At 68.0% G+C, this 21,828-nt stretch carries 20 protein-coding genes; 1 reads left to right on the top strand and 19 read right to left on the bottom strand.

Features of this window, described 5'->3' with window-relative positions:
* Window positions 1-223: 223 nt before the first annotated feature.
* From ACTWP5_RS24295 to ACTWP5_RS24230, 14 genes are all read right to left on the bottom strand, one after another.
* Window positions 224-853, bottom strand: coding sequence for a 2'-5' RNA ligase family protein (locus tag ACTWP5_RS24295; protein ID WP_443223220.1), 630 nt, complete (start codon window positions 851-853; stop codon window positions 224-226).
* 77 nt (window positions 854-930) lie between these two features.
* Entirely contained in the window at window positions 931-1,893 is a 963-nt protein-coding gene (locus ACTWP5_RS24290; RefSeq protein WP_443223219.1) for an endonuclease/exonuclease/phosphatase family protein, read from the bottom strand.
* Window positions 1,894-2,027: 134 nt separating this feature from the next.
* Window positions 2,028-4,565: a Helicase associated domain protein gene (locus ACTWP5_RS24285; protein WP_443223218.1), complete on the bottom strand. Its 2,538-nt coding sequence runs from the start codon at window positions 4,563-4,565 to the stop codon at window positions 2,028-2,030.
* A gap of 672 nt (window positions 4,566-5,237) precedes the next feature.
* Window positions 5,238-6,122: a hypothetical protein gene (locus ACTWP5_RS24280; protein WP_443223217.1), complete on the bottom strand. Its 885-nt coding sequence runs from the start codon at window positions 6,120-6,122 to the stop codon at window positions 5,238-5,240.
* Between the two features lie 91 nt (window positions 6,123-6,213).
* The gene (locus tag ACTWP5_RS24275; protein WP_443223216.1) at window positions 6,214-7,158 is read right to left on the bottom strand and encodes an endonuclease/exonuclease/phosphatase family protein; all 945 of its coding nucleotides are present in this window, start codon (window positions 7,156-7,158) and stop codon (window positions 6,214-6,216) included.
* Window positions 7,159-7,369: 211 nt separating this feature from the next.
* Window positions 7,370-8,455, bottom strand: coding sequence for a methyltransferase domain-containing protein (locus ACTWP5_RS24270; RefSeq protein ID WP_443223215.1), 1,086 nt, complete (start codon window positions 8,453-8,455; stop codon window positions 7,370-7,372).
* Window positions 8,456-8,626: 171 nt separating this feature from the next.
* On the bottom strand, window positions 8,627-9,043 hold the full coding sequence (locus ACTWP5_RS24265; RefSeq protein WP_443223214.1) for a hypothetical protein: 417 nt from the start codon (window positions 9,041-9,043) through the stop codon (window positions 8,627-8,629).
* Between the two features lie 22 nt (window positions 9,044-9,065).
* The gene (locus ACTWP5_RS24260) at window positions 9,066-10,322 is read right to left on the bottom strand and encodes a cytochrome P450 family protein (RefSeq protein WP_443223213.1); all 1,257 of its coding nucleotides are present in this window, start codon (window positions 10,320-10,322) and stop codon (window positions 9,066-9,068) included.
* Window positions 10,323-10,345: 23 nt separating this feature from the next.
* On the bottom strand, window positions 10,346-11,659 hold the full coding sequence (locus tag ACTWP5_RS24255) for a cytochrome P450 (protein WP_443223212.1): 1,314 nt from the start codon (window positions 11,657-11,659) through the stop codon (window positions 10,346-10,348).
* Window positions 11,656-12,264, bottom strand: coding sequence for a GTP-binding protein (locus ACTWP5_RS24250; protein WP_443223211.1), 609 nt, complete (start codon window positions 12,262-12,264; stop codon window positions 11,656-11,658). Before ACTWP5_RS24250 ends, ACTWP5_RS24255 begins: the two co-directional genes overlap by 4 nt.
* Window positions 12,236-12,598 (bottom strand): DUF742 domain-containing protein, encoded by a 363-nt coding sequence (locus ACTWP5_RS24245; protein WP_443223210.1) that lies wholly within the window; start codon window positions 12,596-12,598, stop codon window positions 12,236-12,238. Before ACTWP5_RS24245 ends, ACTWP5_RS24250 begins: the two co-directional genes overlap by 29 nt.
* Entirely contained in the window at window positions 12,595-13,002 is a 408-nt protein-coding gene (locus ACTWP5_RS24240) for a roadblock/LC7 domain-containing protein (RefSeq protein WP_443223209.1), read from the bottom strand. The genes ACTWP5_RS24245 and ACTWP5_RS24240 overlap by 4 nt, the downstream gene beginning before the upstream one ends.
* Window positions 13,003-13,005: 3 nt before the next feature.
* A complete protein-coding gene (locus tag ACTWP5_RS24235) occupies window positions 13,006-14,322 on the bottom strand; it encodes an ATP-binding protein (protein WP_443223208.1) in 1,317 nt (438 codons plus the stop codon).
* A gap of 157 nt (window positions 14,323-14,479) precedes the next feature.
* Window positions 14,480-15,352 (bottom strand): SAM-dependent methyltransferase, encoded by an 873-nt coding sequence (locus ACTWP5_RS24230; protein ID WP_443223224.1) that lies wholly within the window; start codon window positions 15,350-15,352, stop codon window positions 14,480-14,482.
* Window positions 15,353-15,712: 360 nt separating this feature from the next.
* Here ACTWP5_RS24230 and ACTWP5_RS24225 point away from each other — a divergent pair, with 360 nt between their 5' ends.
* Entirely contained in the window at window positions 15,713-16,945 is a 1,233-nt protein-coding gene (locus ACTWP5_RS24225; RefSeq protein ID WP_443223207.1) for a helix-turn-helix domain-containing protein, read from the top strand.
* 82 nt (window positions 16,946-17,027) lie between these two features.
* Here ACTWP5_RS24225 and ACTWP5_RS24220 read toward each other — a convergent pair whose 3' ends face one another.
* The 5 genes from ACTWP5_RS24220 to ACTWP5_RS24200 all read right to left on the bottom strand — a co-directional run bounded on the left by ACTWP5_RS24220 (window position 17,028) and on the right by ACTWP5_RS24200 (window position 21,789).
* Window positions 17,028-17,291 (bottom strand): Thoeris anti-defense Tad2 family protein, encoded by a 264-nt coding sequence (locus ACTWP5_RS24220; RefSeq protein WP_443223206.1) that lies wholly within the window; start codon window positions 17,289-17,291, stop codon window positions 17,028-17,030.
* Between the two features lie 466 nt (window positions 17,292-17,757).
* Window positions 17,758-19,290 carry a methyltransferase, FxLD system gene (gene fxlM / locus ACTWP5_RS24215; protein WP_443223205.1) on the bottom strand — a complete coding sequence of 511 codons (1,533 nt, stop codon included), beginning with the start codon at window positions 19,288-19,290 and terminating at the stop codon, window positions 17,758-17,760.
* The gene (locus ACTWP5_RS24210) at window positions 19,241-19,642 is read right to left on the bottom strand and encodes a lantibiotic dehydratase C-terminal domain-containing protein (protein WP_443223204.1); all 402 of its coding nucleotides are present in this window, start codon (window positions 19,640-19,642) and stop codon (window positions 19,241-19,243) included. The genes fxlM and ACTWP5_RS24210 overlap by 50 nt, the downstream gene beginning before the upstream one ends.
* A 414-nt stretch (window positions 19,643-20,056) precedes the next feature.
* Window positions 20,057-20,569: a GNAT family N-acetyltransferase gene (locus tag ACTWP5_RS24205; protein WP_443223203.1), complete on the bottom strand. Its 513-nt coding sequence runs from the start codon at window positions 20,567-20,569 to the stop codon at window positions 20,057-20,059.
* Complete coding sequence (locus ACTWP5_RS24200) at window positions 20,566-21,789, bottom strand: hypothetical protein (protein ID WP_443223202.1); 1,224 nt, start codon at window positions 21,787-21,789, stop codon at window positions 20,566-20,568. Before ACTWP5_RS24200 ends, ACTWP5_RS24205 begins: the two co-directional genes overlap by 4 nt.
* Between the last annotated feature and the right edge of the window lie 39 nt (window positions 21,790-21,828).

Genomic DNA, 21,828 nt, shown 5'->3' with positions numbered 1-21,828 from the left:
AACCGCTGTTCCACCGCGGCCGACGGCTGGACCCCAGCCGCCTCGATCGGACCGCTCTTGGACATGTTCTCGCTGGTCACAGGTGCATCTTCCATGATCGGGATACACCGCTCGTTTTACAGTCCCGATGCCTGCCTCACATCCAGAGCGAGGTGACCTGCGGGAACACGGGCCTCGGTGAAACAGTGCCCGTTGACCGCTCCGGGCCCTGCCCTTTGGCGTGTTAGGCGGCTGGACCGTTCTCGTGCTCGATGGCATCGGCGAGTGTGACCGTGGCGACCTCGTCCCAGACGTACCGGTCTCGCCACCTCTGCTGCTGGTCGACAAGCGCCACGCTGGCCACGGTCATCGTGGCCCGGGGAGGTCGAAGCTTGACCAGCGCGCGGGCCAGGTCGTCTGCGTTCCACTCGGTTTGGCTGTAGGCGAGCGTGAGGTGAGGCCAGAACCGGTCGGGAGCCGGCGGCATGGCATCGCTGCCGACGACACTCTCGGTGGTCTCACGTAGTGCCCAGTACAGGCGGGACATGTCGTCTTCCGGGTAGACGGCCGCGACGACGCCGTTGTGCACGATCTGGGCGGGGCCGACCTCGACCTCGAACGGACCAACCGTCTGCAGGACCGGACGCGCCGCTGCTGCGACCTCGGCAGCCTGGGACGCCGACAGCGGCCCGATCGACTGGAGGGTCGCGTGGAGGCCCTCGATGGGAACCGGGGTGAGTTCGGGATGGCGGCTGAGGAGGTCGGCGTGGGCACGCGCGAAGTCACGAACGGCGGGTTGGTGGTCGAAGAGGACGTGCCAGTGGGCACGGTGCTCCTGCGTGGGCCAACGGTGTGCGTCCCAGAAGCTTTGCATCGGGGCCATCCTTACGTGAGAGAAGAAGGGGGGAGAGACGGTCGTTGTGGTGCTGGTCGGTCGTGGCGTTCCGTGGGTCAGGCACGTCCCGTCCTGGGAATCTTGGACGGTTCGATGTCACAGACCACCGGCAGATGATCGGAGGCTTCTTCCGCGGCTGGGCTCTTGTGCGTGAAGTAGCTGACGAGTGCCGGCTCCACCGGCCGTGTGGCGTAGATCAGATCGATCCGGCGCGGACCCCACGGGTCGGGATCACCGCGTCCGTCCTCCCAGTGCCCGACCGTCGGATGCCACGGCACTCTCAGATGCGCGGCTGCGTCCACCATGAATCCACGTCGCAGGAGCACCACACTCTGCCGCCGGTCGGCCAGCTGCTCCGTGCCGATGGTTCCCTCCAGCAGCTGGTACTCAAGGTCGTCGTGATCCTGGTCGCGGTAGGGCTCGGAGTCGTAGTACCGCTCGCCCCCCGGTCCGTCGATCGTCGCGGCCGACAGGGCGTTGAAGTCCCCGAGCGCCAAGCCCGGCTTGGCACCGCCGGTGGTGCGGAAGATGCTCTTGAGGCGGATGCCCTCCTGACGGCGCCAGTCACCGCGGAACGGGTCGCCGTGGTAGGAGGCGACGGTGATCGGCACGGCGGCCCCGATGTCGAACTGCAGGGTGGTCAACCCATGCCAGAAATCGGGGGCCCCGTACGGCCGGAACCCTCCTTCGACGGGCGCAACCGTGTCGGGATTCCACAGCAGCGCCGTGTACCAGCCGCGCTCGCGGTTGTTCGCCATCGCCGTAGGGCCCCGCGCGCCTCCGGGGCGTACGGTGGTCGCGCTCAGCCCAGTTTCGGCGGCGAGCCGCTGAACGACGGCGGACGCTTCCGCTGCCCACTCCGAGGAGGGTCGGGTTTCGTCGACGATGACCTCCTGGACAGCGAGGATGTCCGGGCAGATCTCCCGGATGGCTGTCACCCGCGCTTTCCACGACGCGGTGCCGATGGTGGCGCGCCCGAGTTTGTAGGCGTTGAGGTTGGCCAGACGTCTCGTTCTCACGAGTCTCTCCCGCTGATGCTGATGGGCTAGATTCCTGTTTCGAATGACTTGGTCGCTCGGTGGGGGTCTGTCGGCAGGATGCTGATGGCACCCGGAGCTGCCGCGTGGCTATCCGCGTCCTCGGCACACGGGATTCACTGCTGTTCACGATTTGTCGTGTGCCACAGTGGATCAATTGCGGACAGTCGCTCATGGGCCGTTGGGCTGAGCGTCCCGTTCCGGAACTTCTTGCGCTGCTGGTAGAGCCAGGATTTCAACGGGCCTGGGCCTGGGACGTTGAGATGTCCGTGGGCGGCGTGAAATGATTCCAGCTCAGTGAAGCGAGCTTCCCATCGTTCCTGAGCCGGATCCCAGGGAAATCCGATTCCGTCCAGCAGCGCCATCTGCTCTCGACTCAGAGTCCCTTCCTTTTTCCTGAAACGCTGGGTTTTTACCCACGAGGCGCCGCTCACTCCGGTGGTGGTGACAAAATCGTCAGGGAACGTCCACGTGTTGTGCTCGGCGTGAAATTGTTTGACAGCATCGAAGGTTTTGCGCCAGGCCACCTTACGGCGATCGGCAAAATCGATTCCGATCTCCTCCATGAGATTGATCTGCCACTCCGCGAGCCGACCGTTGCGGTAGGCGGCACGCTGGCCCTCCAGCCACACAGCCTCCGGAGACTTCTCGGGAAGGCGCAGCAGATTCTTGTGACGGTGGTAGATGCGCTCCAGTTCGCGGTAGCGGCGCATCCAGCGGTCCTGCGCAGCGTCCCAGGGGAATCCGATCTCATTCAGGCGCATGATGCGCTGCTCGGAGAGCTGGCCCTTGCGGCGTCGGGTTCGCTGGTTGGCGCACCAGTTGAGGACGACCACGTTCTGAGAGGTGAGGACGCTTTCGTCGAAAACGAAGTGGCCCTGTGCGGACGCGAGCCGCTTCACTTCCTGATAGGTGGCGATCCACGCGTCGTCTTTCGGGTCCCAGACGATGCCGATCTTCTCCAGCAGAGTCCGGCGTTCTTCACTCAGCACCCCGGAGTTGTAGGCGACACGCTGCTTGTTCCACCAGGAACCCAATCGCAGCCCGTCGGAGGTTACCCAGCCGTAGGGGATGTTGGCGTTGCCGTAGTTCTGGTAATATGCACTGGCGGCACCGTAATATTCGTCCCAGGAGTTAGTGGAGACGCGGACAGTCTGCACAGTGATGGCGTCGGCGAAGCCGGGTGGAACAGGAACGCCTGTGATTCTCAGCCAGTCCGGCAGTTCCAGCAGACGTCTATCGCCATCCACGTGGCTGACTCCGTTGGGATCCTGTTCCAGAACGTCCCGGCCTTTCCGCCGGGCCCCGAAGTCCTGACGCATCTCGGTAAGACGCTGACGGAGGCCGTCGTCGTGCGCGCATAGAGCCCGGACCACCTGCCACACGGGCGAGAAGCGGGAGGTGTTCAGAGCGTCCTCGGGGTCTTCTCCGGCCTTGAGCAGGACGGGCACGATGACGGACGCGGTCTTGGGGCCCGGCTGCCTTCCCCGCCGCAGCGCCCGCCCCACGGCCTGGATGCAATCGATGGCGGACCCCCGATTGTCGATGAACGCGATGGAGTCCACGGCCGGCACGTCGATGCCCTCACCGAGGACGCGCGCGTTGGTGATCACGACCAGGGAATCGTCCTCAGCACGGAGCCGGGCGAGGGTGCGCTGACGGTCGCCGAGGGACTGGTCGCCGTGCACGTGCCCGACCGAGAGGTCGACGGGCCGCTCCACGGGCGAGAGGTGCGCGACGGCGTGCGGCAGCGTCTTCGCGAACCATCTGGCGGCAAGAACACGGTTATGAAACGTGATCATCCTGCTCAGGCCGTATTCATGGGCAGCGCGCAGGATGGCTATCTGGGTGGCGAGCACCGCAGGGGACAGCGCCGATCCTCCGCTCTGGTAGAAGTCGCCTTCAGGGGAATCGGCGGCGACCCGGACCTGCTCGTCCGTCACGACGGGCACGACAATCCGGTAGTTGGCCAGCAGTCCCAGCTCGATAGCGCGCGAGAAGCCCAAGCGGTAGACGACCTCGCCGAAGATCTTCCGGTCATCCATGCTGACGGCGACATCTCCACCCCGAGAGATGATCCTGGGAGTAGCGGTCATGTACTGGCGGCGCGCAGCGGGAATGAACGCGTTGCTGTGGACCATGGCAGAGGTCTTGTCCGCCCGTCCGGCGCTGCGGTGAGCCTCGTCCGAGACGATCAGGTCCCACATCGCCAGACCGTGATCGTCGTGAGCCGCAGCGATGACGGGAAGGCTCGCGTAGGTGACGGCGACCGTGACCCGGCCACGCCCGGCGGCCAGCCGAGCGAGGCTCTCGGCGCTGGTCGTTACCGAAGCTCCCTGCTCACGCAGGAGCGCCTGCTCGCGCAGGACGTCCTTGTCCGAGCAGACGGCCACCACACGCCCGAGACCGCCCTCGCCAAGGACTCTCCGCCATTCCCTGAGCGTCTGCGTAACCAGCTCCAAGAACGGCACGACGACCAGGACTCTCGTGACGTTCGAACGATCCGCCAACATCTGGACGCAGGCAGCGGAGATACGAGTTTTCCCCGTTCCGCATGCCAGCACGCCAGAGGCGCGCTCGGCCCTTTGGAATGCCCCTACGAAGGCGTCGACAGCCTCTTTCTGGTGAGGCCACAGCGTGACCTCGGACTTCATTGACAATGCTGCCCTTGAAAGACATAGGACGAATGGTTGGGATGGTCTGATCAGCAGGAGGCTTCGTCTCACCGCCGGACCGGTGGAGGAACGGGCGCGCATCGCCCGGTCACGAGCTACTGCGCCACGACGGGAGCGATATCGGACCTGCTATCGGCGTGTCAGCCGGTCGCAACTCCAGTGACCAGCCGGCGCAACGGACTGTGGTGGCTGCCAGGAACGTGGCCTGTCACGATCCCCTGGTCGGCGTTCGGCATGCTCGTGGCCACAGGGCACGCCATCTCGCCGCGAGGACACGTCTCCCCCGGGTCCTTGCAACCGAGCGTCGCCTCCTGACCAACCAGGACGCCGCCCCATGACGCCCCGTGCGCCCAGCATTCCGCCCGTGCCACGCCGCCTGATTCATGACGCCATCCGCGAGCGAGGTCACAGCACGCCTCCGTGGGCGCGCACTTCGGTGACCGGCTGCAGTACGGGAGTTCGATGGCTCCGTCCGGTAACAGCGCGGTGGGACGGTAGTCGAGATCCTCGATGAGGACGCGGCCGTCCTGGGAGGTGAACAGGACGCAGGAAGCGGCCCACGTCCTGGCACGGGACGCCGCGTACGTGGCGGATCGCCCATTGTCACCGTAGGGTCGCCCGGCCGACGGGGGCCATGGGCACTGCTGGGACTCACGCAGCGCCTCCCGGTGGGAAGAGGGCGGCCAGAGCCTTGCCTGCGTGCCGTTGGCAGCGCGGCCACCGCCGTCCGTCGGGGTCGCCTGCCTCGGCGTCGTGCACCAGCTGGACCACCTGCTGGGCACCATCGGTGCGGCATAGCCTGGCCAGATGACTCCAGGTGGCGATCTTGTAGTCGGTCACCACCGCGCTGACTCCGCCGGTCATCACCAGCACCGCCTCCAGATCCCGTGTCGGCCACGAGGTGGTGACGGCGTGCTGGGCAGCCTCCTTCGTCGCCTCTGCCATCCAGTACCCGCGCCGTCCAGGCTGGTTGAGGTGCCGCAGCTGGTGATCCCGTAGCCGGCGCAGGAGGCCCTGGTGCTCGTCGTCGAATCCGCCTGTGCCCACCATCAACCGGGCCCGAAGGGTGGCGTGTTCCGGATAGGTAGCAATCAGGCGGGCCGGCCGATTATCCGCGATCGCCTCGACGCTGCCGTCGGCCATCACCGCTACTACCCGGCCACCTCCCAGAACCAGCGCATCCAGCCGATCGGCTCGCCAGCAGGCCATCGAGAGGGTCGCGGCGGGCGAAGCCTTCGGTGCCAGGTGGTGCTCGCACGCCACCGCGCTGATGGCGCTTTCCAGTGCCGTCGACAGCGTCAGGTCTGCGGAGACGGTCAGCGTCCTGGCCAACTCTTGGCCGAGAACGTGGGCGTACCAGTCGCCACGCGGCAGGTGGTTGCCGACGGGAGGGACGCCGTCCAGCACGATGACCGCGGACGGCGTGCGAGCGATCTGGGCCTCCGAGCCGTCGGGGTACGCGTCGCCGGGCAGGTCCCCGGTCGTCACCTGGGGCATCGTCGAGGTAACGGGCGTCGACGTGTCGGGGATGTTCATGACGCGGATGGTGATCCTTCTTCTCAGAACGTCTCTCGCATCGCTGCGAGAGACGTCGTACCGGGACTGGATGTGTGGGCGAGAGGAGGTGTCAACCGGTCAGCGCCATGGGCGGCAGCGGCTCGACCCTGCGGTGGAGCGCCTCGATCGCCTTGGCGCGTGAGAGGACGACTTCCAGGGCGTGGTGGTCGGACACGCCGGTGGTGTCGACGACGGTGACCTCCAGCACCGCCGTGATCAGCCAGGGGTCGAGGTAGAGGCGGTCGATGCGTCGGCCGCCGCCCTGCCCCTGCGCGGCGTGGCCGGCCGTGGCGTCCAGTGCTCGCGTCTGTCCGAGGGTGTGGTAGGCATAGCGGGCCGGGTCGTGTAGGCCACAGCCGTGCAGCGTCTCGTCCAGGGCGGTGCAGCTGACGCGTGAGCCGTCCGTGCCCTTTGTGGTGCGGTGAACGATATGGACGCGATCGGTGATTTCCGGACTCGTCCAGTCGATCGGCGGAACCGTCTCCCCGACCGGGACGGGGTATTCATTGCAGTCGCCGCCGCCGATGAAGTGTTTTCCCTGCTTCATCTTGTCCGCCAGAGCAGAAAGTTCCTCAGCCTCCCGCTCGCGCCCGTGCGGGGAGTTGAACGCCATGTGCCAAGACACCATGACGATGTCGCGGCCCGGGGCTCCCTCCAGCCATGCGGTGATGTTCGTCGGAGGGGTTCGCCACACTCGAAGATGCTGGTATTGCTGGACGGCCGTAAAGGCACTTGGCCGGATGAACAGTGCGGTGGGATTCCGGCCGGATCCGTTGGGGCTGAGCCAGCCCCGCATGCCTCCCAGCGCCTGTTCCGCCGCGTGCAACCTGCGGTTGCCGTTCTGGTCACTATAGGTGGCTTCCTGGCGGAAAATGGCGTCCGGCCGACGGGGAGCGAGTATCTCCTCGTGAGCCACACGCCACCGTTCGGGTACCCTTCCAGCGACGTCAGGACCACCGTCGACTTCCAGGTTAATCGTCATCAACCGAACGACCGGCTCGCCGTAACTCTTCACGACGACTCCTCTCTGAAGGGTAGATAACTGAAAAGGTGCCTGCGCGGGCAAAGCTTTTGCTGGTGCGAGCAGTAGGCTCGTTGCATGGCGAAATAGCCGGAGGGTTTTCCACTTTCTCCGTCGACTCTCCCACCTTCACAAAGGGCGTGTCGCCGGATTCATGGGTGGGTGGGAAGTTCTCCTTTCGGCTTCGGAGTCGGCGAGAGGTATTTCAGAGGTTCGCGCTGGGTGATGGTAGGGAGAGGCGCCAGCTGGGGCCGTCAGGTGCCCCGTACCAGGTCCGCTGGTCCCTTGGCGTTACGGTGATGCCGAAATCCTTCAGGTGTGCGGGGACGAGGCCGGCGACCTCGTCGACGACTGGCTGCAGGCGCCGGGGACCGACCTGCCACACCCGGCCGGTGGCCTCGATGAGGACCGCGGAGCCGTCCCGGGTGGAGATCCGCACCTGGGCGATCTCACCGTCGTCGTCACGGGTGACGTCGAGCGTGTGATCCGGCAGGGCAAGGGACAGCGGGACGGCGAGGTCATCCAGCAGCCGGCTGATGTCGAGGTCGGTGTTCTCCGGCGTGGCGTCCTGCAGGTCCACCTCGGGTGGAGGCAGCCCGGGAGCGGCAGGCGTGACCAGCGGGGGGACGTCGACGGGTTCGGGCAGGAACCGTCCTGTTGCCTGCTCGCCGCTCACGCGCAGCCGGGCGACGCCTCTCCCGAGCGGGGTGACGATCAGCCCGCCGTCCAGGGTCTGCGCGATCCAGGCGGGTGGCAACCAAGCCGTCCGACCGGTGGCCAGGACGCGGTGGAAGGGTGCGTCCGCCTCGGCCCCGAGGTGCCCGTCACCGGTGACGACGTGTGGGTGGTACCCGACTGCGGTGATCGCTCGCGATGCCTGCAGCGCGCGAGCGGGGTCGACCTCGACGGTGGTGACCCGGTCGCCGAGCCGGTGAGCGAGGAGCGCGGGAGCGTAGCCGGTGCCGGTTCCCACGTGCAGCACGTGGTTGCCCTCGTCGACATCGAGCGCGTGGAGCAGGACCAGCAGGAGCGAAGGGTGAGTCGCCAGCGGCACGGGGTGGCCCTGGTCGTCGAGGCGGGAGACGAGTTCCGCGTCGCTGTAGACGTACTCCAGCCACGTCCGGCTCATCGGCTCTGGAATGCGCCAGACGTGGTCGTAGACCGCGAACTCCTCCAGTAGGCGGTGGCGCGGCACCTGATGGAACGCGTGATGCCAGGGGTCTCCCGCGTTGGTGAGGCGGTCCGCTAGTTGGCGGCGCAGGGTGTCTGCCTGGGTCTGCGTGCTCACCATGTGCGTGCTCCGTTCGTCATTGCTCGGGTGGAGAGCTCGTAAGAGGCCCTGTTGGTTTGCTGGTTCGCCCCAACCAGGACCTGTTTCAGCGCGGAGCGGCTGAGGACTGATTCGGCAGCAGGTGGTCGGAGGCGCGCTTGGCCTGCGGCATCGCGATGGCCTCGTGCCGGATCAGGGCCCTGGCGAGTTCGTCGGAGCGGTGAGCGTGGTGGCGACGACTTCCACGGCGGTTCGCCAGATCGACGGGTCGCTGACCCAGCGGCTGCCGGCGTCCATCAGGGTGCGGATCCAGCGCAGCCCGGCTGGGTCGCTGGCGTCTGACTGGGGTGGTGGCCCGGCCACGGTTGCCCCGTGGGCGAGGTAGTGGACGATGTCCGGCCATGGCTCGTCGTCGCTGCCGGCGGGGAGGAGGACGTACCACTGGTCGTGGTCAGCCACGATGGGACCAATGCGGCTGACCAGGCCGAAGCGCGTCAGGAGGGCCAGGGCGTCTTCGCCGTGGTGCTGGGCCAGGCGGATGGCGTCGAAGTGTTCACCGGTGGGCAGGGTCGCGGTCTGTCCGGCGAGCCATTCGGGAGCGATGATCATGGGACCTCGAAGTCGTCGGCCGCTAGGCCGCCGACGGCTGGCGGGGCTGGAGATGGACGGGGAGGGTGGTGACGGAGTTGGAGATCAGGGAGGGGACGGGAGTCAGGTCGGTGGCGGGGACGGCCAGGGACAGGTCGGGGTAGCGGTCGAAGAGGGCGGGCAGGGCGAGCCGGGCCTCCAGCCGCGCGAGCGGAGCGCCGAGGCAGACGTGAGGGCCGCCGCCGAAGGCAAGGTGACGGCGCTGTTCACGGGTGATGTCGAAGACATGGGCGCTGGGCCCGTGGTGCTCCGGGTCGCGGCCGACGGCGCTGTAGGGGGCGAGGATCGCCTCTCCGGCGGGGATGGTGGTGCCGGCGATCTCCACGTCCTCCAGCGGGTAGCGGGCGAGGAAGTTTCCGATCGGCGCGTCCCAGCGCAGGGTCTCCTCCACCACGGCGGCCCACGTCTCGTCGCCGCCGGTGCGGGCGAGGGTGAGCTGGTCGGGATGGGTGAGCAGGGCGCGGACGGCGTTGACGATCAGGCTGAGGGTGGTCTCGTGCCCGGCAGAGATCATCAGCCACAGCGTGCCGGCCAGCTCCTCCTCGCTGAGCGCTTCGGGGTCGTTGGCGCGGGCAGCGATCAGCGCGCTGGTCAGGTCGCCGGCCGGGTAGCGGGTGCGGTGGGTGATGATGCCGGCGAGGACGTCGTAGATGTCGTGCTGGGTCTGGATCACCTCTTCCGGGGAGGTGGTGGTGCGGAAGATCGAGTCGACCAGCTGCCGCAGGCGAGGCCGGTCCGCCTCGGGTATGCCGAGCAGGTCGCAGATGACCCGCATGGGTAGCGGGTAAGCGAAGTGAGCCCGCAGGTCAACAGCCCCGCCGGTGTCGGCGTGGGAGGGCAGCGCATCCAGCAGCTCGCGGGTGAGAGCGGTGATCCGGGGGGCCAGGGCCTGGACGCGCTTGGGGGTGAGGGTCTGGGTGACCAGCCGGCGCAGCCTGTGGTGCTCGGCGCCGTCGGCGGTGACCATGTTCGTCACGCGCACCATGCCGGTCAGCGGCCACCCTTCGGGGATGTCGCCGCGCATCAACGCCTGCCAGTGGTGCCAGTCCTTGCTGACGCGGGGGTCGGTGACCAGTTCGGCGAGGAGGTCGTGGCGGGTGATGCTCCAGGCGGGCACGCCGCCGGGCAACAGCACGCGCACAACCGGGCCAAGGGCACGCAGCCGGGCGGCTTCGCCATGGTGGTCGGCCGCGGCCGGATCCAGGGCGATGGCGTCGGGCGGCGGTGAGGGCTGGGGCATGACGCGGGGTCCCTTTCAGCGGATCAGTTCGGCGGCGCGGGGAACGTCACGGGCAGGGATGTCGGGCAGCGGGTCCACGGCGAGGGGCGAGAGGCGAGCTGGTCCGGGTCGGCGTCCAGACGGATGCCGGGCAGCCGTTCCAGCACGGTCTGCACGGCGGTGTGGGCGATCGTCCGCGCGGGGTTGCGGGCGGGACAGGCGTGCGGGCCGGCGCTGAAGGCCAGATGGGCGCGGTTGCCGCGCTCGGCGTGCGGATCGCCGGTGTGGATGGCCGGGTCGTCGTTGGCGGCGGCCAGGCCGAGGATGAGGACATCGCCGCGGCGGATGGCATGCCCGCCCAGTTCGGTGTCGGCCAGGGCGTAGCGAGCGGGCATGTGGGTCATCGGCGGGTCGGACCACAGCGCCTCATCCAGCGCGTCCGTGATCCCAAGCCGCCCTCCCTGCAGCCGGCTGGCGAACCGCGGATCGGTGAGCATCTTCTCGATCGTCTTGGCGATCCAGATGGTGGTGGTCTCCTGGGCGGCGGAGATCATCACCACCATGCTCTGCAGCACCTCGTCCTTCGTCGCCAGGTTCTTGTGGTGCAGGAAGTAGGTGGTCAGGTCATCAGCCGGCCGTGCGGCGCGTTCGTCGCGGATGTCGGCCAGGATCTCCTCGAACTGCCGGTTCCCGGCCTGCGAGTCGTCCGCGCTGCCGAACAGCGCCGCCAGTGCGGCCAGCAGTTCGTGTCCCTCAGCGCCGTGCAGGCCGAACAGGTCAGCCAGCGCCAGCAGGGGGATCGCCTGCGCGTACTCGGCTATCAGGTCCGCGCTGCCCCGAGGGGCGAAGGAGGCGATCAGGTCAACGCAGATGCCTTCGACCGCGCGTCGCATCCGCCGCAGATCGATCCATCGCACGCCGTCATCCAGCGGCTGGCGGAGCCGGCGGTGCTCAACCCCGTCCGCGCCGATCACGTTCGGCCGCCAGAACATCATCGGCCCCAGCGGCGAGTCCGGGGGCACCACACCGCTTTGGACGTCGCCCCAGTTGCGGGCGTCCCGGCTGAACAGGTACTCCGTGCGGGCCAGCGTCAGCAGCTCGCGGTAACCCATCACCAGCCACGCGGCGACCCCCGGTTCGAGTTCGACCCGCGCCACCGGCCCCCACTCCATCCGGAGCCGGCGGTAGACGTCCTGCGGATGCCGGCTGGCGGTGATCTCCGCCAGCGACACCAGGCCAGCGGTGGTGCCCGGGTCACGTACCGGGGGGTGCGCCGGTACGTGACCCGGGGGCGTGTGGGCCGGGCAGCCCGGCGGCAGCTCGGTGGACGAAGCAGACGGGGAGGCGTTGGAGGTCATCGCGATGCGGCTCCATGAACGGAGAAGGCGTGGGACACCAGGGCGATCAGGGCGTCGAGGCAGGAGTCCGGGTCGAGGGCGTTGCACTGCACCACCGGGGTGTCCCAGGTCAGATCCAGCGCCTCGCGCAGCTGAGGGGCGGTGTACCGGGTCGAGTCGGGGAAGTTGTTCACCGCCACCGCGAAGGGCAACGCGTCGCCGCGAAGTTCCAGCTGATCCAGAACGTCGAAGCTGCCCTCGATGCGACGGGTGTCGATCACCACAAGCACCCCGATGGCACCACGGGCCAGGCCCTCCCACATCGACCAGAACCGTCGCTGCCCCGGCGCCCCGAACAAATAGAGCACCAGCTGGTCATTGAGGGTGCGCCGGCCGAAGTCCATCGCCACCGTGGTATGGGTCTTCCCCGGCAGCCGGCTCAGGTCATCCACGCCGACACTGGCCTGGGTCATCAACGCCTCACTCTTCAGCGGAGCGATCTCCGTCACGCCGCCGATCAGCGTGGTCTTGCCGACCCCGAAGCCTCCAGTGACCAGGATCTTCGCCGCCCGCTCGACGGTGCCGGGTAGATAGCGCTCACCCGCACTGGAGCCTGCGAAGGCCATCAAGCACCTCCTTCAACAACTCGACATCGGGGCCCTCAGCCCTGGGGGCGCGCCACGACAGGTGACCGGAATCAATCAGGTCGCAGGCGACGACCCGCACGATGTTGACCGGGAGTTCCAGATGCGCTGCGGCCTCTACGAGTGACAGCTGCCGCTCACACATCCGCAGCAGATCCCGCTGCTCGGCCGAGGCCGTCACCGGCAGCGGCCGGGCCGGAGAAGCAGCAGTCAGCAGCGTCTCCAGGGCCAGACTGCGCCGGGCCACCGCCCGCCCACCGGTGATCACGTACGGGCGCAGCGGCTGATCGCGGTATCCATCCCCGGCGGCGTTCATGGCCTGTCCGGGTCCTGGCGGGCCGGTGTCGTCAACGTCCGCTCGCCCAGCCGCTGCACCACGGCCTGCATCTGCGTGGCGATCATGCCCGGCTCGATGGTCGGGTCGGCCAGCACCGCCAGGTGACTTCCCTTGGCGGCCGTGCGGACGAACAGCATCACGCCATCGAGCTCGAACACCAGCTGCCGTGTCTGTCCCGGCGGTGTGCCGAACTCGCCGGCCATGCTCAGGCCCAGCGACTGCAACCCGCTGCAGGTGGCGGCCAGCCGTTCGGCCGCCTCCCGTTCCAGCATGGCCGACTGGGCCGTGACCAGCCCGTCGCTGGAGAGCACGATCACGTGCCGTACGCCCTTGAGCCCATCCAGATCCGCGACCACCCAGTCCATGTCCATGCGCTGCGTCATGATTCACTCCGCTTCCTGATCGTCATCCACGGCGTCCGCCGGCTGCGTCTGAGGGCTTCCGGAACCGGAGAGGTAGGCGTTCATCCAGGCGCCCGCTTCCTGTGGCGTCGGCTCGGCCTGCCGGACCGCAGGCTGACTCCCATCGGTCCGGGTTGAGGTGGGGAACGTGTCGCGGCGAGAGCGCCGGCGCGGTAATCCTGTTGCCGTCACCGCGCCGGCCGGGGTGCCATCCACCGCCTCCGCCGGCCGCTCCGGCGCCCGGTGGGCGGAGGGGGGCAACGGCCTGGGCGGTACGGTCACGACCTGCTCACCCGGAACCCGCACCACGGCCCTGATCCCGCCATACGGCGACTCCCCCAGCTCCACACGGAACCCGTGGCGGCGCGCGTACTCCCCCACCACCGCCAGCCCCAGCTGCGGCACCTCCGACAGCGTGGCGAGATCCACGACCTGTCGCCCCGAAGCCCGCGCGCGGGCTTCCTCCAGCGCGGCCTCCTCCATCCCCGCCCCGCTGTCATCGATCTCCACGACCACACCGCGCTGCACCAGCCGCACCGACGCGACCACCTCGAAACGCGGGGGAGAACACGCCACGGCGTTCGCCAGCAGCTCGGCCAGCAGATGGATCAGCGGTTCGACCAGCAACGCGGAGACACCCACCTCCGCGTTGCCGGTCACCTGCACCCGCTGGTATCCCTCGATCCGGCCTGCTCCGGACCTGACCGCTTCGACCACCGGCAGCGGCTCCTGCCAGCGCTGCCCCGGCCACGCCCCGCACACGATCCGCAGGCTCTGAGCCAACCGCGCTTGCACCGTCGCCGCGTGATCAATATGCAGCGACGCCTGAGCGACCCCTTCCGCGTTCGCCGGGTCCTCCAGCAACGGCGCGACCGTCTCCTGGATGCGATGCGCCGCCGCCTGCACCCGCTCACCGACCGCCACCGTCACCCGCCGCAGCGATTCCTCGCGTTCACCGACCGCCTCAGCCACGATCCCCGGGATCTTCTCCAGCCAGCCCGCCGCCGTCTCACCCAGGACCACAGCCTGCTGCTGAGGCGGTATCGCACGGCCGGCCACCGCGGCAGGAACCCGCTCCTCGACCAGGAGACGCAGCTCGGCCTGCAACGCCGCACTCGCGTCATCCCGCTGCCGAGACCACTCCACATCCCTGCGCCGTAGCTGATCCAGCTCCTCCTCCTTGGCCCGGAGCGCCTTCTCCGCCTGCTCCAGAGCCCGCTTCTGCTGCCGAGCCGAACGCACGCACCACCACGCGACAACCGCGGCACAGGCCAGCACCCCGATAAGGAGTAGCGACGTCATCGAATCCTCACAGTCAGCATCAACGGAAGAACCAGACAGACAGGGGAGAAAAGGGCCGCTGGGCACTCCCGAGCCGTTCCCAACGGGGGGAAGGAACGGAGCAGGGCTCTTCCCGCGCCCAGCGGCCGGTCATCAGGGGCGACACACAGGCAACCGATCACGGCTTGTAACCGACCCCCGCCCACAGACTCACCTCGGCATCACCGACCTCCGACGTCGTGAGCCTGGCCATTCCGCGCTGGTCCACATCATCGGGACGCCAGCGGTGAGCCACGACGAGGCCGGGATCAGCCAACGTCAGGTCGCTGTCAGTGAAGAAGTTCGCGACCTCGGCACACGAACGGACCTGAGCGGGCGTGCCGCTCGACCGGTAGACCTGGACGATCCGATCCCAAGTCTCCGGATCGAAGTCCCCGGTGCAATGGGTCAACGCAAGCACCGAGCCGGACGGCAGGGCACGCACCAGCCGGCGGACGATGCCACGGGCATCGAACTCGTCCGGCACGAAATGCAGCACTGCGTTCAGGCTGAGGACGACCGGCCGGCTCAGATCGAGGGTCTCGCCCAGTTCCGCGGCGCCAAGGATCGTCTCCGGCTCGGTGAGATCCGCCGAGAGGTAGGCCGTCGCCCCCTCCGGCGAACTCGTCAGCAGTGCCTGTGCGTGGGCCAACACGATCGGGTCGTTGTCCACGTACACCACCCGAGCGTCCGGCTGGACGCCCTGAGCGATCTCGTGCAGGTTGGGCTGGGTGGGGATGCCAGTACCGATGTCGAGCCACTGCCCGTAACCCAGTTCGGCCAGCATCCGAGTCGAGCGGCGCATGAACGCTCGGTTCACCCGCGCGCAGGTACGGATGCTGGGAAACGCCTCGATGACCTGCTCAGCAGCGACACGGTCAGCCTCGTAGTTGTCCTTACCGCCTAGGTAGAAGTCGTAAATGCGAGCCGAGTGCGGCTTGATCGTGTCCACCCACCCCGGACCGCTAGGGCCCTGGGCAGGCCCGGATGGTGCTGCGGGCGGGGGGACCATCACAACCTCCTGCTCGTCCTCCGGTGTACTGCTGGGCACGGTTGCCGCTTCCACTCGCTCGGAGCACCTCCCCAAGACCAGTGGCTCGCCGTGCGGTGATCGTCTGGCTCGCCGTGCGGTGATCGTCACGCCAGCCACGACGTCCTGGTCCATGGAGGGCTCCCCCGCAGTGGATCGCCCGCCCACGGCACGCCGACGAGAGATCGCGAGGCTGCCCTGAACGACCGGTCACGCACGGTGCGCGCGCTGATGCCCAGTCAATCGCTGAACCCGCGGTGTGCGTCTACTCGTTGCTCAACTTGGACTGCGGTAGTCCAAAATGGACTACCGCAGTCCGTCAATGGGAGTACCGTCGTCCGCATGACCCCCGTGGGCATCACACTCAGGACAGAACGGGTCAAGGCTGGGCTGACGCAGGCGGCACTCGGCGCTGAGTGCGGCCTCAGCCAGAAACAGATTTCGCGATTCGAGCGTGGCCAGAGGTTTCCTGGATCACGCGAACTTCGACTGCTAGCCCGAGCGTTGAACATCGACCCTGTCGTGCTCGCTACGGGCGGGGTCACGCGAGACGCTGGCCCCCACGCAGTCGGTGAGGAGGACGATGTGCGTAGGCGTGCACTCCTAGCAGCTGGATTCGGCATAGGCAGCGCGGCGGCCCTCCCGGCCACCCCTGTAACGCCAGCATCATCCGCATGGGACAACGCCCTCTACACCTATGGTGGATCAGCTCCCCGCCTGTCGATCACAGAGTTGAGCACCGGGTTGGATAGCGTGGCGCGACATCTCGCGGCGGCCGAGTATCAGGAAGCGGAAGAGGCGCTCCCGTCACTGATCGTAGCGGCCAAGGTCACGGCAGCCCGCAATGGCAGGCGTGGTGCGGAACTCCTCACCCGTGCCTGGGCGCTCGCCTCGGCTGTGAAGGCAAAGGAGCGGCACCCCGATGCATGGCCGACGAGCAGCTGGGCGGTAGACGCCGCCCGGCGAGCCCAGCACCCGCTCGCCCTTGCGATGGCAGCCCGCTCCCAGTACATCTGCTTGCGCCAGCACGGACAGCACCGCCAGGCGACCATGGTCGCCACGACCGTGGTCGCTGAGCTGGAGGACGAGGCGACGGCCCGCCCTGTTCTCGGGCACCTGCTCCTCGAAAGCGCCTACGGCGCAGCGCAGGCGGGGCGGTCGACGGATGCGGTGCGGTTGTGGGAACACGCCCAGAGCCTGGCCAAACGAGGGCCTGCCACGGCGACGTGGCCGGACTACCCCGGGCCGCTGACTCGGGCCCAAGTGGAGAGGTACGGCCTATGCATTCACCACATACTCGGCGACACCCGGCGCGCCTTCCGTCACATGAAAGCTCTCAGCGCGTCAGCCATGCAGGTCCCGCACACCGCAGCCCGCATCCGACACGACTCTGCCAAGCTCCTCCGAGACTGCGGTGACGTTGATGGAGCCTTCAGGCTCCTTCAGGACCTCGCCGAGCACACACCGCAGGACGCCCGACGCCCGTCGGTGCGCAGCATGGTCTCGGGACTACTTCACACCTCTCCAGCCCTCCCAGGACTCCGTCCCTTCGCCGTGAGCATCGGAGCCGTGTGAACCCCCTGGTACATGGGTGACCGGGACGCACGCGAGGACTTGCGGCTCGGTGCCTCCCATGAGCAGTCTCGTGCTACGACGGTCAGTCTCGGTCGTCACCGTCAAGGACGTACCAGTCGTCGGCCTCCAAGGCGTCCGGCAGCGGAGCGTACGGTTCGACAAGCCCGTGCTCGCCCTTGTGGGGTCGGTAAAAGAGATACTCCGCCGAGTGCTCGACGGAGTTGCCATCCGGCAGGGTCGTCGTGCGCGGAGGAACCCGGTAGATGTACTTCCCCGGCTCAATCCAGCTACGCCGCGCGATTCGTGCGCCATCCTTTACCGCCCGCAGAGCATCTGAGAAGTCCATACCGATCACAGTAAACTGCCACTGTGGATCCACAACAGCACGAGGTATGAAGGCGCCCCCGTCGGGGCGACTGGCTGCGCTCCCTCGCGACTGGCTTGAAATACCACAGTTACGGGATCGGGTGGGGTGATCAGCGCCAATGCTTGATGCAGAGCAAAGTCGAGCTCTGGCTTCAGCGTGGTGCACGTTCGAGCAGCGACGTGATGAGGATCTGGCGTCCGTCGAGGAAGCGGTTGCCCACACCGTGGTGCGTAGTCACGGCTTCGGCGGCTCTCGTCCAATGGCCGCTGCGTGCCAGGCTCTGGCGCCGTCGATGAGAAGACTCAACCGCAGCTCCTGGCAGGTCTGCGCGGCGAAGTTGAGAACGCTGCTGGCCGGCCAGCTCGGTGAGGTGGGTGATGCGTTCGTCCAGAGTAGTGCGGGCGCCTTGGGGCGGCGGACCAGCGAGGTACGGGGCGCATCGGGTTCAGCTCTTTCGTGGCCAGTCGACGATGAGGCGGCTGAAGGTCTTGTCGATGACGAAGCGCGGCTCGGTGGCCTTCATCTGTTCGCGGGCGTCGCCGACGGCCATGCGGAAGCTGGGCTGGGGCGCGGCGTTGCCCCAGCCGCGGTCCCACTCGCTGATCTCGCCTGCGACCTGGTCGGCGAGTTCGGCGGCGCGCGGGCCGTGGCCGATGACGCCGATTTCCCAGTACCGGCCATGGTCGTCTGTGCCCTCGCGGATGGTCAGGTAGGCCAGGGTGTCGCCGTCGAGGGCGGCCATGGAGCCCCAGCCGAAGTGTGGGGTGAAGCCGGGGCGGGAGCCGGGCATGCGGGACAGCCCGTTGGGCAGCACCGCCGCCAAGTACAGGTACAGCCACTCCCAGGGGTCGCCCTGGCGGAACTTCACTCCGGAGTAGACCTTGGCCTGCTGCTGATCCAGGACGGTTCGGATCGCGTCGCGGTCCACGTCCTGTTCGCTGAAGGTCTCCAGGCGCACGTTCCCCTCGCCAGCCATGGGCACGAGGGTGTGGATGTCGTCGCAGACGCCCTTGCGCAGGGGCACGAAAGTGGCCATCTCGCACGAGACGGTCCGCCAAATGTCACCATCGCGCTCGAAGGCGAAGGAGCGCGAGATGCTGCCTCGGATTCGCATGGGGATGACCAGGCGTCCCCGGGGAGCGAGTTGGTCGAGGATCGTGACGGGGATGTCGCCGGCTCCGACGGTGAACTGGATGCGGTCGAAGGGCGCGTGCTCGGGAAGGCCCGCGGCGCCGTCGGCCAGCACCACGGAAACGTTCGAGATTCCGGCCTTCGCGAGGTTGTGCTGGGCGCGGTCGACGAGGTCCTGGTCGACGTCCACGGTCCACACGTGGCCTCCGGGTGCCACGAGCCGGCCGAGGAGCCCGGCGTTGTAGCCGGTGGCAGCCCCGGCTTCCAGAACCTTGTGGCCGGGCTCGGCGCCCAGCTGCTCCAGCTGGGTGGCGACGATCGAGGGCGCGGAGATGCAGGAGATCATCTCGCCCGTCTCGTCGTGCTTGATGGGCACGGCGTCCTCGAGGTACGCCGTCTTCACCTCGACGCCGGGAAGGAACTGGTGGCGTTCGGTGTCCCGGAAGGCGGCGATGACCGCGGAGGTGCGCAGGTGCCTGCCGTCGACGAGGCGGTTCACGAGTGATTCGCGCAGGTCGGCGGGGTTGGTGTCGGGGGTCAGGGTCGTCTCCATTCGAGTGAGGGTAGAGGTCGGCGAGGTGGTCTTGCGGGCGGACACGTCGGCTTCTTCGTCATCGGCGAAGGTGACGTGGCGGCCCAGCCAGGCGGTGGCGGCCTGCTCGTCGGCAGGTACGCCGGCGCGGTTGAAGGCGAAGATCGCATGGTGGGTGAAGATCGCGCGCAGCCCCCGCGTCAGCCGCCCGTCGGCGGCCAGCTGCCTCAGCCGGTGCCCGGCGTCTTCGAACGCGGCGACACGCTCACTCCAGCCGGACTCCGCGTCCGGTCGCCGGGCAGCGCCGGCGTTCACCAGGCGCCGGGCTGCATGGCCGCCACGGCGCGGTCGGGCGAAGGACTGGTGGGCGCGGTAACAGAGGCCGCAGGGAGCCGAGCTTCACCCACGCACCGCCCGCCTCGAACGGGTCCAGACCGGCCGCCGGAAGCGTGGCGGACAGCAGCAGGACACAGCGTTCCCTGGCACCGGGAGTGCCTGTCTCGGCCAGGGGAGCACGACTGTCCAGGCAGAACACGTCGTGCGCGACATCCATGCCCTCGGGGCCGCCGAACGCTCCCATCTCCGGTTCGTCGACACCGCCGACCCAGCCGCTGGCCAGCTGTCCGCTGACGAGCCCGCCCAGCAGGCCGGTCGCGGGGCGCTCCATGCGCAGCCGACTCCAGGACGGTGACGGAACCAGGGGTCAGTTCCCCAACCAAACACCGCTGGCTGCCCGGACCGAGAGCCAAGCTCATGGACCGGGGCAAGCATCCGCTACTGCCCGCAGTAGATGGGACGAGTATGTGCCCCGAATCCACCGGCCCGGGACCGGCAACAGCACCTTCCGCGGCCCTGTCGGCTGCGAGTTACGCGAAGACGGTGTGCAGGTCATGACCTTAACCGGTTCCAGGGAAGACGTACTGCACGCCGCGGCGCGCGGATGAACGACCACGTCGGCACCCTGCTCAGCTGTTCCGTCGTTCCCCGAGGCCGCCCGTGGTCCCCGATATGCTTCGCCACATCATCAGCAGCCCGGATCCCAGCGACGCGTCCACCCCAGACGCGTGCGCCGGCCTTCGCCCTATGACACGCTGCGCGCCGCAGCGACCTGTTTGATCATGGCCCGGTTCACCTCTGGATTCCTACCAGGTACATAGGGTGAAGTGAGCCGGTATCCGCTCGCGCGGTAGAGAGCCAGGGCGGCTTCATTGCGGGCGCCGGTTTCCAGGACGAAGCGGGAGACTCCTCGGGAGCCCGCTTGCTGCTCCAAATGATCGAGGATGTGGCGGCCCAGTCCGCGACCGCGTGCGGCGGTCGCTACGTACATGCGCTTGATCTCGGCCGTATGTGGCGCGACGAGACGCCATCCTCCGCAACCGACCGCTACGGAGTCGAAGTGGGCTATGACAAACAAGCCATTCGCCGGATCGAAATCGCACTCGGGTGTCTCATCAGGATCGTCGGCGAATCCGTATAGCGCAACCTGTTCTTGATGAAGTGTCCGGGTAAGGCGCCGTGCGTCGGGGTGGCTGTACGGCACGGGGGTGAGGAGTGGGACCGGCAGGTATGCCGGGGCTGTGGATGAGTGGCTCATGCGGCTGATAGTGCCCTGTCCACGGCCTTGAGCGCATCCACGCCGCTGGCGGTGCGGATGCGGGTGCCGGCCTGTCGGCGGAGGTGGGCGAGGAGGTTACGGCAGCGGATGGACTGGACCTCGTCGAGGTGGGACGCGAGTTGGAGCAGGGTGTGCACGGTCGTCTCCGTGTTCCGGGAGAGCAGGTGTGCACGGGCAAGGTGGATGCCGTGCAAGACCGCTGAGCGCATGAATCCCGTGGTGGGCCCGTGGTCGGCGAGGGGGGTGAGCAGGTCGGTTGCCTCGGAGAGAAGACGGCTGGCCCGGCTGGGGTTGGCAGCGGCGAGCTCGACGAGGGCGTGGCCGGATTCGGCAGCTACCTGCTCGGGAGTGAAGTAGTAGAGCGCTGGCGGATCTCCCCCGTGGCCTCGGCGGTCGAGCAGGGTTCGGCACTGCTCGGTGGCCGAGCGGAAGGCATCTGTTTCGCCGGCTGCAGCGCGAGCGGTGGCGAGACGGCCCAGGGCGCGGGCGCGGACGATCGGGGCACTGTGGGTGGTGTGCTCGACTGCGGCTTCGGCCAGACGCACTGCGGAGGCGGGCTTGTGGGTGGCGGCGTGCTGGTAGGAGAGCATCCCCAGGACGTTGGCGATGGTGTCCTCGTCGTTGGCCGCGCGGGCGAGACGGATGGCGAGAAGTTGATAGCGCTGGCCTGCGGCGGTGAGGTCGGCGTCGAAGGCCATCCAGCCGGCGAGTTGGGCCATGCCACTGGCCGTGGTGAGCAGACGGGTGCCGACGGCAGGCGTGTATCGGCAGTTGCGCAGCAGGTCCAGGACGCTTGCGAGGGCGGTGCGGACGTAGCGCTGGGAGAGGGCGCCACCTCCTGCGGTGTCGTCCAGGCGGCGGAGGTCCTTGAGATGGCCTTCGAGGACGTCCATCAGTGGGGGATCCACCCGATCGGCGTATGGATCGGCGAGAGGCTTGGGTGTGTGCGGGGTCTGCCGGGTCGCGTCCCAGACGGCGGCGAACAACTCGTTGTCGCTGACGGGGTATATGGCGGCCTGGTCACCGGGTGAGGTGGTGGTCCATGCCGTGGCGACTGCCAGGACGTCCGTGAGCGGGTGGCGGCCCACGAGGCCGTCCGTAGCTGAAGCGGTCCGTTCAGTCGGGGTGGGTTGCGTGCCCCACAGCGTAGTGGGGGTGTACGTGGTGCCTGTGGTTTCGGTGAGCAGGGTGGCCGCCATGCGGCGCACGGTGCCCGAGCGTGGGGCGCTACCACGCAG

Source organism: Streptomyces sp. 4N509B (assembly GCF_052245655.1).
In the GTDB taxonomy this organism is placed as follows: domain Bacteria; phylum Actinomycetota; class Actinomycetes; order Streptomycetales; family Streptomycetaceae; genus Streptomyces.
The sequence above is the reverse complement of the archived record's forward strand: the minus strand, read 5'-3'. Positions and strand labels throughout refer to the sequence as shown.

Coding starts and splice junctions, on each gene's coding strand:
- ACTWP5_RS24295 (WP_443223220.1), bottom strand. CDS start 853: ATGCAAAGCTTCTGGGACGCACACCGTTGGCCCACGCAGGAGCACCGT.
- ACTWP5_RS24285 (WP_443223218.1), bottom strand. CDS start 4,565: ATGAAGTCCGAGGTCACGCTGTGGCCTCACCAGAAAGAGGCTGTCGAC.
- ACTWP5_RS24280 (WP_443223217.1), bottom strand. CDS start 6,122: ATGAACATCCCCGACACGTCGACGCCCGTTACCTCGACGATGCCCCAG.
- ACTWP5_RS24270 (WP_443223215.1), bottom strand. CDS start 8,455: ATGGTGAGCACGCAGACCCAGGCAGACACCCTGCGCCGCCAACTAGCG.
- ACTWP5_RS24265 (WP_443223214.1), bottom strand. CDS start 9,043: ATGATCATCGCTCCCGAATGGCTCGCCGGACAGACCGCGACCCTGCCC.
- ACTWP5_RS24260 (WP_443223213.1), bottom strand. CDS start 10,322: ATGCCCCAGCCCTCACCGCCGCCCGACGCCATCGCCCTGGATCCGGCC.
- ACTWP5_RS24255 (WP_443223212.1), bottom strand. CDS start 11,659: ATGACCTCCAACGCCTCCCCGTCTGCTTCGTCCACCGAGCTGCCGCCG.
- ACTWP5_RS24250 (WP_443223211.1), bottom strand. CDS start 12,264: ATGGCCTTCGCAGGCTCCAGTGCGGGTGAGCGCTATCTACCCGGCACC.
- ACTWP5_RS24245 (WP_443223210.1), bottom strand. CDS start 12,598: ATGAACGCCGCCGGGGATGGATACCGCGATCAGCCGCTGCGCCCGTAC.
- ACTWP5_RS24240 (WP_443223209.1), bottom strand. CDS start 13,002: ATGACGCAGCGCATGGACATGGACTGGGTGGTCGCGGATCTGGATGGG.
- ACTWP5_RS24235 (WP_443223208.1), bottom strand. CDS start 14,322: ATGACGTCGCTACTCCTTATCGGGGTGCTGGCCTGTGCCGCGGTTGTC.
- ACTWP5_RS24230 (WP_443223224.1), bottom strand. CDS start 15,352: ATGGTCCCCCCGCCCGCAGCACCATCCGGGCCTGCCCAGGGCCCTAGC.
- ACTWP5_RS24225 (WP_443223207.1), top strand. CDS start 15,713: ATGACCCCCGTGGGCATCACACTCAGGACAGAACGGGTCAAGGCTGGG.
- ACTWP5_RS24220 (WP_443223206.1), bottom strand. CDS start 17,291: ATGGACTTCTCAGATGCTCTGCGGGCGGTAAAGGATGGCGCACGAATC.
- ACTWP5_RS24210 (WP_443223204.1), bottom strand. CDS start 19,642: ATGGAGCGCCCCGCGACCGGCCTGCTGGGCGGGCTCGTCAGCGGACAG.
- ACTWP5_RS24205 (WP_443223203.1), bottom strand. CDS start 20,569: ATGAGCCACTCATCCACAGCCCCGGCATACCTGCCGGTCCCACTCCTC.
- ACTWP5_RS24200 (WP_443223202.1), bottom strand. CDS start 21,789: ATGGCGGCCACCCTGCTCACCGAAACCACAGGCACCACGTACACCCCC.